The sequence below is a fragment of the Kribbella sp. VKM Ac-2566 genome (assembly GCF_004366005.1).
Taxonomy (GTDB): Bacteria; Actinomycetota; Actinomycetes; order Propionibacteriales; family Kribbellaceae; genus Kribbella; species Kribbella pratensis.
Map to the genome: position 1 here is coordinate 61,114 of NZ_SODT01000011.1, position 13,064 is coordinate 74,177.

14 protein-coding genes are annotated in these 13,064 nt (G+C 65.2%); 5 read left to right on the plus strand and 9 right to left on the minus strand.

The window, feature by feature from the left end:
* Positions 1-2: 2 nt before the first annotated feature.
* The 3 genes from EV647_RS22965 to EV647_RS22975 are packed head-to-tail and all read right to left on the minus strand — an operon-like array spanning position 3 to position 1,047.
* On the minus strand, positions 3-185 hold the full coding sequence (locus tag EV647_RS22965; protein ID WP_133782675.1) for a hypothetical protein: 183 nt from the start codon (positions 183-185) through the stop codon (positions 3-5).
* Positions 182-562, minus strand: a complete 381-nt coding sequence (locus EV647_RS22970) for an Asp23/Gls24 family envelope stress response protein (RefSeq protein ID WP_202876286.1) — start codon at positions 560-562, stop codon at positions 182-184. The genes EV647_RS22965 and EV647_RS22970 overlap by 4 nt, the downstream gene beginning before the upstream one ends.
* Positions 559-1,047 carry an Asp23/Gls24 family envelope stress response protein gene (locus tag EV647_RS22975; RefSeq protein WP_134006191.1) on the minus strand — a complete coding sequence of 163 codons (489 nt, stop codon included), beginning with the start codon at positions 1,045-1,047 and terminating at the stop codon, positions 559-561. The genes EV647_RS22970 and EV647_RS22975 overlap by 4 nt, the downstream gene beginning before the upstream one ends.
* 125 nt (positions 1,048-1,172) lie before the next feature.
* On the opposite strand from EV647_RS22975, the gene EV647_RS22980 reads away from it, so the two are divergent.
* The 3 genes from EV647_RS22980 to EV647_RS22990 all read left to right on the plus strand — a co-directional run bounded on the left by EV647_RS22980 (position 1,173) and on the right by EV647_RS22990 (position 2,746).
* Positions 1,173-1,769: an RNA polymerase sigma factor gene (locus EV647_RS22980; protein WP_202876287.1), complete on the plus strand. Its 597-nt coding sequence runs from the start codon at positions 1,173-1,175 to the stop codon at positions 1,767-1,769.
* Complete coding sequence (locus EV647_RS22985; protein ID WP_134006193.1) at positions 1,766-2,206, plus strand: hypothetical protein; 441 nt, start codon at positions 1,766-1,768, stop codon at positions 2,204-2,206. Before EV647_RS22980 ends, EV647_RS22985 begins: the two co-directional genes overlap by 4 nt.
* 138 nt (positions 2,207-2,344) lie before the next feature.
* The gene (locus tag EV647_RS22990; RefSeq protein WP_134006195.1) at positions 2,345-2,746 is read left to right on the plus strand and encodes a hypothetical protein; all 402 of its coding nucleotides are present in this window, start codon (positions 2,345-2,347) and stop codon (positions 2,744-2,746) included.
* Between the two features lie 698 nt (positions 2,747-3,444).
* Here EV647_RS22990 and aac(3) read toward each other — a convergent pair.
* The gene (aac(3), locus tag EV647_RS22995; protein WP_202876288.1) at positions 3,445-4,293 is read right to left on the minus strand and encodes an aminoglycoside 3-N-acetyltransferase; all 849 of its coding nucleotides are present in this window, start codon (positions 4,291-4,293) and stop codon (positions 3,445-3,447) included.
* 623 nt (positions 4,294-4,916) lie between these two features.
* Here aac(3) and EV647_RS23000 point away from each other — a divergent pair.
* Positions 4,917-5,672, plus strand: a complete 756-nt coding sequence (locus tag EV647_RS23000) for a nuclease-related domain-containing protein (RefSeq protein WP_166680413.1) — start codon at positions 4,917-4,919, stop codon at positions 5,670-5,672.
* 777 nt (positions 5,673-6,449) lie between these two features.
* Here the strand turns inward: EV647_RS23000 and EV647_RS23005 are convergent.
* The gene (locus tag EV647_RS23005) at positions 6,450-6,890 is read right to left on the minus strand and encodes a hypothetical protein (RefSeq protein ID WP_134006199.1); all 441 of its coding nucleotides are present in this window, start codon (positions 6,888-6,890) and stop codon (positions 6,450-6,452) included.
* Positions 6,891-7,267: 377 nt separating this feature from the next.
* Entirely contained in the window at positions 7,268-7,993 is a 726-nt protein-coding gene (locus EV647_RS23010; RefSeq protein WP_134006201.1) for an HNH endonuclease family protein, read from the minus strand.
* 556 nt (positions 7,994-8,549) lie between these two features.
* On the opposite strand from EV647_RS23010, the gene EV647_RS23015 reads away from it, so the two are divergent.
* Positions 8,550-9,563, plus strand: a complete 1,014-nt coding sequence (locus EV647_RS23015; protein ID WP_166680414.1) for a pentapeptide repeat-containing protein — start codon at positions 8,550-8,552, stop codon at positions 9,561-9,563.
* 544 nt (positions 9,564-10,107) lie between these two features.
* On the opposite strand, the gene EV647_RS23020 is transcribed toward EV647_RS23015, so the two are convergent.
* The 3 genes from EV647_RS23020 to EV647_RS42620 all read right to left on the minus strand — a co-directional run bounded on the left by EV647_RS23020 (position 10,108) and on the right by EV647_RS42620 (position 13,020).
* Positions 10,108-10,647 carry a hypothetical protein gene (locus tag EV647_RS23020; RefSeq protein ID WP_134006205.1) on the minus strand — a complete coding sequence of 180 codons (540 nt, stop codon included), beginning with the start codon at positions 10,645-10,647 and terminating at the stop codon, positions 10,108-10,110.
* A gap of 332 nt (positions 10,648-10,979) precedes the next feature.
* Positions 10,980-11,432, minus strand: coding sequence for a hypothetical protein (locus tag EV647_RS23025; protein ID WP_134006207.1), 453 nt, complete (start codon positions 11,430-11,432; stop codon positions 10,980-10,982).
* Positions 11,433-11,730: 298 nt separating this feature from the next.
* Positions 11,731-13,020, minus strand: a complete 1,290-nt coding sequence (locus EV647_RS42620; RefSeq protein ID WP_202876289.1) for a hypothetical protein — start codon at positions 13,018-13,020, stop codon at positions 11,731-11,733.
* Between the last annotated feature and the right edge of the window lie 44 nt (positions 13,021-13,064).

Here is a 13,064-nt window from a genome sequence, read left to right on the forward strand (position 1 = left end):
TGTCAGCCACGCCTGCGGCGCGACATCAGGTCGTCGAACGACTTCGAACCGCCGTCGGCGAACAGGCCGACGGCGAAACCGGCCGCACCCAGAACCAGTGCGAGCAGGAAACCGATGAACCCGCCGGCTGCGGCCGCGACCGCGACCAGCAGCCCGGCGAACAGGCCAATAACAGGGATGCTCATGAATTCTCCTTCCGGAGGTGCCCAGCGCCTGACCGGCGCATCACTGGCGGCCCGGCAACCGACGGGTCACCGCCAGGCCGGGAGTCATCTGCATGCCGCTGCACGAGGTCTTCGACCGTCACATAGACCGGTAGGTCGACCAACGGTTCGACCGCGGATCGGACGGCGTCGCCGGTGGCACGCACGGGGTAGTCCAGATAGAGCGTGACGTGGACCTCGACCCGCCGATCTGAGACCCGGACACCGGTAACCCGGCCGCCGGGAAGGTAGGTCCCGATCTCGCCGAACATCCCACCGTGCAGGTCTGCCACACCCGGCACCGACCGGGCCGCGGTGGCGATCCGCCCGGACAGCTCGGATGCCTCGGCAGGGGTCACTGGACCCGGCGCTCCACCACGGCCTCGGCCTCGCCGGTGTCGTCCTCGTCGTCCTCGTCGAGGTGGATGTCGTTGACGGCGATGTTCACCTCGGTGACCTCCAGCCCTGTCATCCGCTCGACCGCGTCGATCACGTTACGCCGGATGCCTTGGGCGAGGTCGGCGATGCTGACGCCGTACTCCACCACGATCGCGAGATCGATTGCGGCCTGAGTCTCTCCGACCTCGACCCCGACGCCCTGGGACATGTTGGTCCGCGATCCCGGGATCCGTTCCCGCAGCATCCCCATCGCGCGCGCCGTACCGCCGCCGAGATTGTGTACCCCGGTCACCTCGCGGGTCGCGATCCCGGCGATCTTCGACACCACGGTGTCCGCGATCGTCGTCATGCCCTGCTCGCTGCTCAGTGCTCCGCTGCCGCCGGCACCGACTGCCCTGCCACCGGACGCCTTCACGGCCTCGGTGCCGGCCTTGGTCTCGGTCATCAGCTGGCCTTCTTCCTGTCTTTCCCGATGTCGCCTCATCAGGTTGGACGAGGCGGCCGGCCGAAACCTCACGCAATGACTCCCGAAAACTTCCGCGTCCCGTACTCATCGGTTTGAATCGTTGTGTGAACGGGGTTACACCCTTTCCCCTACGTGCTGGAGATGCCGAAGCAGAAGCCTGGGCCACCTCGAGCGACGCCACACTGCGGCGCGCTGCGGCGCTGGGCGATCTCGAAGCCTTCGCCGTGATCATCGACAGACACGGACCGTCGATGTTCCGCTACGCCCGCCGTATGCTCAACGACCAGGGTGACGCTGAGGAGGTGGTCCAGGATGCCTTTGTCGCAGCCTGGAAAGCCCTTCCGGACTTTCGGGGCGATGCCACGCTGCGGACCTGGCTGTTCACCATCACCGGCCGCAAGGCCGTCGACCTGTTCCGGAAGAAACGCGCCGTCCCGGTCGAGGAGACCACCCTTACCGACCTGGCTGCGCCGGGCACAGACCCGGCAGGGCAGGCAGTCGAGGCCGGTCTGCTCGACGCACTCGGAGCGGCCTTGGCCGACCTGCCCTGGCTCCAGCGAGCCGTCTGGTTGCTCCGCGAAGTCGAACAGATGAGCTACACCGAGATCGCCATCGTGCTCAGTACCAGCCCCACCGTCGTCCGCGGTCAGCTCGCCCGCGCCCGGGCCACGCTGAAACACCGGTTGGAGGCCTGGCGATGACCGACAACGTCCTGAGCCGCGCCGGCCACGCGGCCCGCACTCACGTCGAACCAGGCTGGGTCGACATTTCGGCCACCATCAAGCAGCGACTCCGGACCATCACGCGGCGGTCGCGGCCGATCCGCGCTGCTGCTGACAACGGCATCACGCTCTTCGTCACCGACCACGTGTTGATCAGCGCCCTCCGTCGGGCGATCGCCGAACTGCGCTGCGAGCTGGACCGGGTCCAGTTGATTTGCGACGGCGACACCTGCACCGGCGCCGTACTCGATCTCGTGACTTCGTACGGCCAGGATCTGCACGAGGTCGCCCGCCACGTCCGAACCACCGCCTACGGAGTTTTCACCGACCTCCTCGGCCCGATCGATCCACCCTTCGGCGCCGACGGAATCGACATCGTCATCACGGGCCTCACCACCGACTCGGACCATCACTGACGGTGCGGTGGCCCTGTCACATACGTGTGCAGGCTGCGCCCCTGGGTGGATCGCCGATGAGGAACGATCACACGGTGGGGTCCTGACCGGCTCAGCGCCGTGCCACCATGGACGTAGTCTCGCTCAGGAGGCCACGACATGACAGCAACGAACACCGCCATCGGCGCGACCAGGAGCGCCCCCGTGGCGACGAGCCTCGCACCTGCGCTGAGTGACCTGCGAGAAGCGGCCCTGCTGTACGCCACTGCGAAGGTGTCGCGGAAGGTGGAGGACTGGGCCGACGACCTGAACGATTTTGTGGCAAGCGGAGGGCCCACCACGCAAGCCGTCTTCGCAGGGCTGGGAGCCATGCTGCGGGGACAGAACCCTGTCTGGGCTGCGATCAAGGGTGCTTGGTCGGGGGCAAGCCCCCAGCTGAAACTGGCTGTGGTCTTGATCTTGATACTGACGCTGTTGCTGAGTCCTGGTGTACTGCTCGTGCTCTTGCTCGGGCTGCTGATTGCCGCGCTCGTCGCAGGCATTCGAGCCGCCACACGGTGATCAGGTTCCGGATCGAGCGCGACCAGACACCGCCACACCGACGGTCACGTGTCAAGGCGCGGGCAGTGCGTCTGACCAGCGCATTTGTATGGTGCCCCCGGCAGGATTCGAACCTGCGACGCACGGTTTAGGAAACCGAGGGACTCCGTCGACGCCAGCCTCTCCGCGCCCAACGAGACATCACCAGTTCGGTTGGTTTCGACTCCAATCGACTTGGTTCTACGCCTCTTCGTTCCCACGCTGTTCCCCGCTGAACTGATGAGCCGGCAGAGCGAGAGCAGCGCCTATGCGGCGAGAGCCCGAGTCAGCCCGACGTCGCTCAGTATCCAGGTTGGGCCGGGTCTACTTGCGCGTGCGCCGGCTGCCGCGGCGGGCTCTTATGGATCAAGGGCGCGCCTTCGGCGCGCGGACCCGGACTGCGGGCGGCGCTGGCGCGCCGTCCTCGCCGGGTCCCAACGAGCAGGACGCTTCCCAGTCCACGCGATCCCAACTGCCACGAGCCGCGCACTGACGTATGACCGCCGGGTAGCCCAGTCCCCCCGGTCGCTCGATTGTCCGGCCGCCACGACGCACGTCAAGAGCGCTTCGCGTCCCTACGGGATCGGCAAGCCGACTCTTGACGTGCGCCGCGCTGACCTGGTCTGGCAGCTATCGGGGGGACGGGGCAGCTGTGTACGTCGGGCGCGGGCCGCCACGCTCTAGAAATGTCGTTCGATCCACGCGACAACGGCCTGAATTGTCGCGCGTGAGTCGAACAGCCAGGCTGTTGCCGCTCCGATGTTCCCCTCTCGTCCGGCACCTGCCTGAACCGCCTGTAGCGCGAGGGTTCCGACTGCGCTATCGATCGGGAGATCCGGGCGTTCCCAGTAGGGCAAAGCGCCGTAGAAGGTATCCAGCGTGCAGTAGTCCCGCCAGATGGTCCCAGCGTCTGTGCGTACCGGCATGCGATAGCTGTGGTAGCGCTTCCCTGCAACGTCGGCGACAGCCTCAGCGTGATGGCAGAGGGTCAAGGTCTTGAGGGGTGCGCCAAGTAGCAGCACCCGGCCGCCCAGGTCGACGAGACGGCCCAGCGGTCCGCCCGCGCCCCAAGGGTTGTCATCGTCGGTTCCCGTAACCAGGTTCGCGGCGTGGCGGCCGAGAGCAGCGAAGCTGACTTCGGGGTGGGTGCTGCGCAACGCTCCTGGCCACGTGCGGAGCCGTTCAGGGAAGCGCCCGAAGTCTCGACGAGCAGATGACACCTTTGGATCGAATGCCGGAATCTCTTCGTAGGCCTTCTGCCAGTGCGGCGGCCAGAACGAGACGTGATACGGGCTGTCGTCCCAACCGCAGAACGCGAGCAACGTGCCATCAGAGCCAAGGGCGTCTCGGAGGGACAGCACTACGGTGTCGATGCCACCGACTACCCACCCCAATGCCGACAGCCGGACGTGGACCATCAAGGTTTCGCCTTCGACTACGCCGAGGCCGATCAGAGCCCGTGTGATCTGTGACCGTGTCAGAGGTGCGAAGTCAGAATCGTTCAGCATCGACTCGGAAGGAAAGTCCACAACATCATCCTGGCGCAGTGGCAGCAACGTCGCCAGCGATTAGCGAGCGATTAGGAGGGGTCAGACGGGGTCAAGAAGGCGCACTCGGCGGACATCGGTTCAGGCTCACCACCAGATGGTCAGCGTGGCTTCGGCCGATCTTCCAAACTGGCTACTAGTCGAGCGGCCTGCGCGGCCCTCGGCCACACGCTCGATCAGGCACTCAAGCACCGCGGCCAAGGGATGAGTCCGACGGCCGTTGGCACGGGGCCGACTTACTTCAGTCTCCGACAGTTCTTATCCCGACCCGATCTGACGGCTCTATGTGACTCCTCTCGCCCACACAACTGATTCCACGCCGTCCGTACCAGACGAGGACGGCAACGGCGATACAAGTTCCGAGCGCAACCAGTTGTCGGCCGAACGGATGACACTTGTCGGCCGATCACCCGCTGTCGAGACTGGCCGCTTCGAAGCAGGCTGTCTCTGCGACAGCGATGGCGCCATCGATGGCGAAATGAGCCCATCGACAAGCGGCGCTTGGACGAGAGGAGACCTGTCCGCATGTGCGCCACCGGGAAACAGCCGACAATTGGTGGGCGTGAGCGCGCCAGCGTCCGAGGCCGCTGATGGAGCCTCAGAGGGTGACCCGTAAGCGCCGGCACCGGCGTCTACGTCGGCGCCGGTCCTACCCGCGCCGCAGACTCCGCCTGCAGCTCACCCGGTTCCTACGAACCAACTGGTGGCCGATCCTGGCCTTCGCCGGTATGTGCGCGACCGCGACGGTCCCGGTCACGTTGGTCGTGCACGGCTACCTGCTTGGCGTTGCGCACGGCGCGGTGGCGATGTTCTTCGTCGCCGCCGTGCGACACCTCTTCCTCGTCTACACCGGCTCGACCCGGGAGCTGTCCGGCGCATATGGGGAGGACAACACCCGCGACGTCCTACGGCGAGCCAGACGAAAGCGGCATGTCTGGAACTCGATCGACAACCTCGAGATTCAGAGCGGCGACGTCGACCACCTCGTCATTGCACCAGCCGGCATCTACGCTATCGACAGCAAGTGGCACGCCATGAACCTGACCGATGCCGTCCTCGACCGCGACGCTGCGACCGCCTGCGCCGCAGCGCGCCGCGCGAACCTGATCCTGCGCTCCATTCATCTGCAAGCCCTCGAAGCGCAGCCGATCGTGGTGGTCTGGGGCCGCGGGCAACGCGACCTACCCGAGGCAGGGTGTGTTGTCGGCGGCGTACTGATCCTCAGAGGATCAGACCTACGCAGCTGGCTGTCGCAGCGCCCCGCCGGTGCCATCAGCCAGGAACACGCCACGGAAGTAGTCACCAAGCTACGACTGTTCAAGGCCCGGGTAGACCCCACTCGACCACCACGAGCCAACTAGGCAGAGCCGACCAGGGACGGACCCGACGGCGAGTTGGGTGCGGCCTGCGGGCTGCAAGAGAGGGCTTCGTGATGCTCACGACAAGGACAACTGCTATGACGAATCCAACCCGTCCAAGCTTCCTAGACGCCTATCTGGTCGCGGAGAATTCAATGGGAGCACCCATGATTGGCGTTGTCCGCAAGCATCGGAACGTCTGGAGGGCCCTGCGATTCGGTGTCGGAGCTGATCAGCAGCCGCGGGAGGCGTTCGCGACGCGTGAGGAGGCAGGCGCCTACTTGTTAGAGACGGAGCAGCGCGGCGACTGAGGAGTCATTGCTGGCCGTCGGCCCGTGGATGGCGGCAGGTCTGCCAAACCTGATGCCCACGATCTACGGTTTGGCTGGGGATTATGAGAGCCATGCGGCTCGCCACGCTGGTCAACTTCAGGCTGCGTGGGTTCGGGATTCGGCACCTCTAGCTGACTGCATCCACTCTGTTTGACGTGATTTCATGTCACGTGGAGGCGTCTGCGGCCCGGGAGGTTCGTTCACCGCCTCGGTCGGCTGAGCGTGGCAGGCTGCCGAACGAGGATCAAGTAGATCAAGAGCCCCGCTCCGCGCGGGGAACCGGCACGTGTTTTCTGCTTGAGCACGGCCTTCAGCAGCAGTCGAGAGGCATCCAGCGAGGATCGGCCGCGGCGCCCTGCAGCTTCTAGGGGACCGCCCTGGCCGGGTCAGAAAGATCTGGAGTTCCAGCACGGTGCCTTTGCTGACTCCTCTCCCACACCAGAGGAAGTCACAGAACGGCGATGCGGTCCTCCATGGCGTTGAGGGCGTCCCCGATGCGGCCGGCGCCCTTCGAGATGGCGTCGACATCGCCAGAGGGGCATGCGTCGGTGCCGTCGGCCTCGACGGCGGCCAGCACATCGTCCCAAGCGGCGGAGAGCTCTTGGTCCTCCGGGCGCGGGTGGGTGCTGGCCTCTGCGGCCCAATCGTTGAGCGCGCTGCAGGCCTCGCGGCTGGGTGCCCGCTGGCCGGCGGGCGTCTGTGATGCCTTGGTCATGGCGGTATCGAGCGTGGCGAGGTCATTGTGCATAGTGGTCTTGAGCCACTCGGCGTTGTTGACGGTTCCGGCGCCGCAGCCGCCTAGGGCGCCGGTGACAACCAGGACAGAGGCGAGCAGCAGGTGGCGTGGGCGACGGCGGCGCGAACGGGTGCTTGCCGTGGCGTGCGTCATATTCGTGTAGCTCCCTTCGGCAGAAATATCGGCACGTGAAACCCGTGACCTGGGGGCAGTCGGTGCCCCACCGCGGCCTGAGGTCCCCGCACGACTCTGCACAGCCGTCAAAGACCCCGCCCCGCAGCACCCACATAAGGACAGTTTCCTCCCGTCCGGACGCTCCTTATCGACCGCACAGGCCAAGCCGGGGCCCAAGGCGCCACCTATCGGTGGCGGAACAGGACTCTAAGAGACAGCGTGCTTCGAAGCGGCCAGTCTCGACAGCGGGTGATCGGCCGACAAGTGTCATCCGTTCGGCCGACACGGCGGAAGGCTTAGCGGCTGGCCGAGGCTGAGTCGGCGAGGGGTGTCTGCCGGCGAGCTAACTCGGCTTCCTAAGGGCAGGATTGGGTTATCGCCTGGGCGGCGTCGCGATCAGCTGCGTTGATAGGCAGCGCGTACTTGCGGGCGACCTCGAGGTATCGGAGGACATAGGTGCACCGGTAGCTGCGATTGATCGGCATCCACTCACCCGGCCCATCGTCACTCTTGGAGGCGTTCGCCGGTCCGTCGACAGCCAGCAGGTTCGCGGTCTCGTCGTTAGCGAAGTCGACGCGTCGCTGCCGCGGCCAGTTGGCCGCGCCCATATCCCATGCCCGGGCCAGCGGGTACAAATGGTCGATCTGCACCTTGGTCGCGGCGGCCTTGCGGAACTCGATCCGGCGACCGGTGTAAGGGTCGATCGCAAGGGTGCCGGCGATGACGACGCACCTTGAGCGAGCGCGGTACTGGACCGCGGTCAACTGGGCCGCCAGAACGTCGTTGCGGGTGTCGCAGCCGTTGTGGCCACCACGGCCTGCGTGATCGTCGGTCCAGGTCTGCCCGAACTGGTCTCGCTTGTAGCCAGGCACGTCAGGCCGGGCGGCGATGACGCGGATCTGGCGGAGTTCGGCCGAGATCAGCTTGGCCGTGCCGATCGCTGGCTGCGCCGCGGCGGGACTGCGAGTGGCTGCGGTCCGTTGCGGCGGGTTCGACACCACCGGGTCCGCGCCGGCGCCTGGATAGGTGCACCCGGTGGCCGCGAAGCCGAGCAGGGTAGTCGCGGCAATGAGGGTGCGCATCAGGCGACCTTAAGCTACGGCTGAGGTCTCGCCTGCCTCAGGTACCGGCTCAGCCGGGGGATTATGAGAGCCATGCCACTTGCCACGCCGGTTCACTTCAGGCTGCGAGGGTTCGGGATTCAGCACCTCTAGCTCACTGAATCCGCTCTGTTTGACGCGATTTCATGTCACGAGTCATGTCACGCGGGGCGTCCGCGGCCGTGCGGCGCGCTCACTGTCGCGTAGCCGATGGAAGGCGTCGCCGGCCGCACACGTGGGAGGGGCGTCGAGGGCCCGCTCGATTCGCCGTGCTGTCACCACGGCCGCACGGCCTCGCGCCGCTCGCGGGACTGACCCCGGGCAAGTCCATCACAGGTAACAGCGGCACATGGGGGTTGTCGGCGCCTGGCAGGCCTGTCAGCCTGGGCCGGTGGGAAGTACGAGCGGTGGGCGGAAGCGCGGGCTCGGCTGGGTTGTCGTCGGACTGGCGTCCACGATCGCAGCCTCCGGACTGGTCGCGGGAGGCTGGCTCCTTCGCGGACTGCGGTGGACGCCTGAGCTGCGAAGTGACTTGGCGGTGCAGCTGATCGGCGGCGCAATGCCAGCGTTGGCGATCTTCGCAGCTGGCGGCATGCTGGCAATGCGCCAGCGGCGACTTGCGGATCGGCAACTTAGGTTTACTCAACTCGGATTGGCGCGCGACCTGAGTGGGGTAGCGCTTGAAGGAGAGGATCTCCAGGGCATCGATCTGCGGCACAAGAGTCTCCGCAATGCCAATCTTCGGAACGCTGACCTGCGCGGCGCGAGCTTGCTCGGATCCGATCTGCGAGGCGCTGAACTGACGGGCGCCGACCTGCGAGGCAGTACGTTGGATGGCGCTGACTTGCGCTTGGCCGTGCTCACCGGTGCGCTCTTGGACGGTGTACGGATGCACTTCGCGGACGCTCGTGGCGCATCGTTCGCCGACGCATCGATGCGACGTTTCGCGTCGCACGGCAGCGACTTCTCGTTCCTGTCGAACGATGAGGTGGAGACTCTCCTCGCGGACGGAATCATGCGTCACAGGGTTCACCCGCGCTGGGCTCGGGCCTGGCGCCCGGACAGCGGCGAGAGAACGTACTTAGTGGGCGTTTCAGCACCAGGATCGTCCTGGGTCGGCACGAGCTTACGGAATGCCGATCTCCGCAGAGCTGACCTGCGATCTTCTAACCTAAGCGGCGAGCAGTTCCGTCCCTCGTTCCTGCGCGAGCCCGGGATGACTTTCCTGGCTCGGATACGCAGCCACATCGATGAATGGCAGTGGGTTGCGGCGTCTGGCTACCCGGTAGTTTCTGGCGCCCTTGAGCCAGCAGACCTGAGCGAGGTCAACCTGACTGGAGCCGACGTGCGCTTTACGAGCCTGGCTCGAGTGCAGCTTGTGGGTGCTGAACTCACCGACTGCAGGTTTGACGATGGGCAGCTGGCGCGTGCAATAACTGTAGCGGCCGCTGACCCAGGGGACGCCGACGATCGCTTCGCGGAACCAAGGTGGCTCCGCTTTGCAAGAAGCGTCCGACGAGCGCTCGGGGCCAAGCCAGCCACCGGACAATGAGTCCGCGTTCCAGCATTCGCATCGCCTCCCACGCAACAAATGTCCCAACGCAACCGGAGGCATCCCCCTTGGGCCATAGCAACTGGCTCGCCCAGGTCCACCAAGGGCCTCGTGCCATTGAGTACGATCACGGCTCAGGGGCGGAGGTCGTCGCGCCGTTGGTGCTCAGGGCATCGGACTCGCAATGAGACGCTCCCGACATCGGTGACCGCGCCAGCGATCGCCGGCGAAGCTCGCTCGGGTGACCGACACGCGGTTTAGGAAACCGAGGGACCCCCTTGACACCAACCAGGTCAAGCCTCACCCGGCATCACCAGTTCGACTGGTTTCTACTCCAACTGACTCGATTCCACGCCACTTCGTTCCCACGCTGTTCCCCACTGAGATGACGTGCCCAGTGTGGCGTGCACACTCGGTCCCAGTACGTGCCTGGCTTCTGAACTCCGACTCCGAGCATCGCGGCGACGGCGGCGATTGGGAACTGTCCATGCGCGCCCGTCGCGCCGATCGGTCATGTGGAGAGGCAGTTGGCGGTGGGCACGCATCATCGCTCTTCATCCGCTTGGCTTTGGGAGACCTCACGGATCATCGACGCGGGTTCCTCCTCAAAGAGAAGGCCGAGATCGGTCCGCAGCGCATCTCGCAGGGCATTCTTGCATCGCCAAATCTGTTGCGTGGCGTGCTCCAGTTCGGCGCCGTCGAGCCGAGCACCGGCCAGCCGTTTGACGGCACGCCTGAGCTCAAGCAGGGCGCGGTGCGCGGTCGCCGACAGCAGGAGGCCAAGTTCGCCGGAATGTAGCTCATCGATATTGGCGATCGAGGCGCGCAGATGCTGAGGAAGGTCGGATGCGTTCGACATGGCTGACCAGCGGAAGGCGCCAGTCGCGGCGAATAGCACCGGGTAGGTCGCAACCCGCCGATCGTACAGACGATCGGTCATCTTCCGGCGCAGATCCGTCTCCTGACGCGCCTGCTCCCGTTGAAGGGCAGCGCGCGTCGTCGCGGCGGTAACTGCAACCGTCGCTATAGCGACCAGCAGCGAGACACCGCCTGCGATGAGCGCTGCGCTCAACTCAGCCGACACACCGAGGAGCGTACTGGCGCAGACCTCTCATCGGAAGTCTGTTGACGGCGGCCTTCCTACGCCAGCCTCTCCCTCGTACGTCGGTCGACACGAGGCAAGGTCTCGAGCCAAGTCGCGAAGCATTGTGAGAGCCATGCCTCCTGCCACACTGGCCGACTTGAGACTGCGAGGCTTACGGAACCGACCCCTTCAGCCGCGTTCCGCCTCTCTCTTAGACGTGATTTCATGGCACGAACCATGCACGCGGAGAGCAATGCCGACACCACGCTCCTTCTGGTGGCTGGCCACAAGGACAAGTCCGCCAATCCTGACAGGCAGGTATCGCCCAGTCTTCAACGCATCAGGTCTAAGCGTGCGCTGCGCAGCGCTTGGTCAAGCGCTGCGCTGACACCTTCGTGGCGTCGCTTCAAATCGACGCGATCGACTGCCTCGTTTAGATCTCCGACAGCGGCGCGCACGGCCTCAAGCTCCTGCCGCAGATGTTCGGTGCCGCTGAGCACACCCGCTTGTCCAAGAGCTGATCGCGCACGTGTGTTGCAGCGATACGCCTCTTGTCGAAGCTCTTCTCGCTTTGTCTCAGGAAGCGACTCCAACCGCGCCTTAACACGGTTGTACGTGGCTCGCTCATATTCGTACAAGGCTGCGGCACAATCACCGTAGGCGCGCAACTTGGCGGTAAGAAGCTGGCCCTCGCGACTGGCGCGCCGCTGCCAGTACGCAGCTAACCATGCTCCGAGGAGCGTCGACGCGAAGCCCATGGCGGCGACCAAGACCGTGGCGTTCATTGTGTGACTCTACGGCTCAATGTGACATGGATGAGCGCAACTCGCGTGCGTTCCTGCTGACCGGTGTACATCGGTCAAACGCGCCGCATGAGCATGCGTAGCGGCTTCACGTCTGGCCAGCCGATCACACCGACCGGAATCGCTCGTGCGAGCTCTGCGCTGGACATCGTTGCCTTGAGACCCGGTGCAGCCTGCCACGACGAGTACGGAGATGGAGTCCACCAACGCATGGCCAGTCACGAGGACGCGGCGGCGGAGTAGATTCAGGGGCGGCCAACGGACACGGAGGCTCTGGTAGTCATAGCCGAAGTGCCTGGCGCGCTAGGGAAGTCAAGGCAAAACCGGACGTCGACGCAGGCCACATGCTCCCGATGCCGCGGTCGTCCTCGAGGTAGGCGAGCCACTCGGCCGGTACAGGCTGATCGCTCAGCAAGATCAGCGCGGCATCAGGCCGTGCGACCTGGAAGTAGCGGTACTCGTAAAGCTGCCCGATGGCAGCGCGAATAGCGCCCGGCCAGCCGCCCGCAGTGAGCTTGGCTTCGATGATGACAGTTCCGTCGAGTAATCCGAGATCCACCGCGGCGTTGCGGGCCGGTGTGTGGCCTCTTGATTGAAGCCACAGAGCACAGGCGTTCACAAGCGTCTCGTGGTCACGATGGCGACGCTGTGTTCTCGCCGTCACCAAAGCCTCGTACGTTGTATCGGCCTTGGGCTTGAAAGGCGCAAGGAACGCAGGGGCCGGCACCTGACGACTGACGATACGACGCGACTGGGTAGGAGCTGACGCACCCGTCAGGGTGCGCGGGTGCCAGTTCGTCTCTGCACCGAAGAGCTCGGCGACGAGGGCGGCAGGGAGCTTGGCGAAGTAGTTCGACATGAACCGAAGCTGAGATCGGTCTCTCGTGAATTGGAACGGAAGGTTGAGCGGCCGGCCGTGGTGCTCCTCGAGCTCATCGCGCAGGTCGTAGATGAAGTCGGCCTTCGCGCGAAGCACTCGGTGGTCAACAGTCACCGCGAGGGGTCTGAATCCCTCAAGGTCAACCCAATACCCGCCAGTGCCACCACTGCGGGTAACGCGGGCTGGTGTGGCGACTTGGCTGACTCCCACGAACCGTCCCTCACGAACGCTCCAATGGAAGATGACGTCTCCGACCGAAACGGTTGGGACCAGTTCGTACCAAGGGTCCTTCTGGCCGTTCTCCCTGACCAGAGGACACTGCAGATAGGTGCCGATGCCTTCGACCTGGCGGATCTCCACCCAGCAACGCTCACGCGGATCTCCATCCCACCAGTAAGACGTACCAGCCGCCGCGCTCGTGGTGACGTGGAAGCCCAACCGTCGCATGAGGGCGGCGACGGTGGCATCACCGCCGCTGAAGTCGGCGGGCCCGAGCGCTGCGCCGTGCTGGATGCCGTGGGCAGCACCGGCAATGGCCTTGGAGTCGTAAAGACTTCCACCGTGCTCGATGAAGTACGAGCGGGCACGTCCGAAACCGTACTTGGCGAGGAATGCCTCGCGACCCATCTGATCGAACTCGGATAACGCACTGACCACCGCCTGACGGTCGGTAATGTCGCCAAGACCCATAGTCGGCACGGTAACTGAGACGATCGCCGACGTCATCCGAATGA